Source organism: Mesorhizobium album (assembly GCF_033977205.1).
GTDB lineage: Bacteria > Pseudomonadota > Alphaproteobacteria > Rhizobiales > Rhizobiaceae > Mesorhizobium > Mesorhizobium album.
In genome coordinates, this window is the sequence record NZ_JAVIIW010000133.1 from 1 (window position 1) to 1,135 (window position 1,135).

The window sequence follows — 1,135 nt, forward strand, 5'->3', positions numbered from 1 at the left end:
GAACGGAAATAATGAACCGCTCCGGAGCCACTCGCCGTGCATGGCCCAGAGCCGATACTGCCCCAATGCGCGGAGTATCCGTAGTAAACGCGCCCAAATAGCTGTCGATGACATCTTGATGGATCGGCATCGGACCACAGCGCGTCGCGGCAAACTGGCTAAAGCGCGCAATCCGGCTCAGATAAATCTTGGCCGACGCTCGCTTGTAACCGAGCGTGAAAAAATGCTCGGCGAGGCGATCCATCTCGCCACCGAGCACACCACTACGCAGGCGCTTGAGCACCCCGCGATACGAGAAATAGAACTCGAGCATATTGTCCCTCCGGAATAGCGGCGCGGGGGGATCCCGCACCCATCCGAGAGGTAGGAAATATTATGTGGCGGAGGATGCCAGATTTGGCAGACCCCGGCTGGCGCCGAGACGCCTCCGCCACAAAATCTCACCCGATGCATAAGAACGGTTAGGTGGCGCGCCACCTAACCGCATACTGGCGCGATCTTCTGCTTCCGTGGACGCAAGGGCCATATCATCAAGATTCTGGCGCATGACGACCAGGGGTTCTGCCTGTTCACAAAGCGACTTACAGATGGCTGTTTTGCCTGGCCCACCACCAAGGATCAGGTCGCCGTGTCGCTCACCAAGGCGCAGCTTTCGCTGCTTCTGGACGGGATCGACTGGCGCCGGCCGAGCAAGACTTATCGGCCGCGTCTGGCTGGCTAATTTTGCTCGTTTGTTATTGATTTTGTGTCGATTCTGCTTTCGTGAAGGAGGTCTTTCGGGTATGTAGTTTGGGTGTCAAGCTCCCTCAACCGCTGATTTCCTCGCCCGGATCGCGCTTCTGGAAGCGGCCGTTGCTGCCCGTGACATCACCATCGCCGAACGCGATGAGCAGCTGCGCAGAGAGCGCGCCGAGGCCGCACTTCGCATCCAGCGCCTGCAGCTGCGGATCGATCGGTTCAACCGCAAGGCCTTCGGCCGCTCGTCCGAGAAGCTGGGTCAGATGCTGCTCGAACTCGAAGATCTCGAGACCGATGTCGCCGCCAGTGGGCCCGAGGCCGAGCTGCCCATCGTCGCTGACACCGACAAGGTCCGGGTGCTGCCAGTGCGCAAGCTCAATCCGAACCTGCCGCGCAA

General features: G+C 59.9%; 1 protein-coding gene and 2 pseudogenes. 2 read left to right on the forward strand and 1 reads right to left on the reverse strand.

What is annotated here, in order from left to right; all coding sequences use genetic code 11:
• A pseudogene (locus RFN28_RS34565) lies at positions 1-313 on the reverse strand (integrase); the annotation flags it as partial.
• A gap of 180 nt (positions 314-493) precedes the next feature.
• Between RFN28_RS34565 and tnpB the strand changes: the two are divergent.
• Both tnpB and RFN28_RS34570 read left to right on the forward strand, forming a co-directional pair.
• Positions 494-721: pseudogene (tnpB, locus tag RFN28_RS35020) on the forward strand (IS66 family insertion sequence element accessory protein TnpB); the annotation flags it as partial.
• Positions 722-992: 271 nt separating this feature from the next.
• Positions 993-1,135, forward strand: a 143-nt coding sequence (locus RFN28_RS34570; RefSeq protein WP_320291593.1) for a hypothetical protein, incomplete at its 3' end; no start/stop codon positions are given.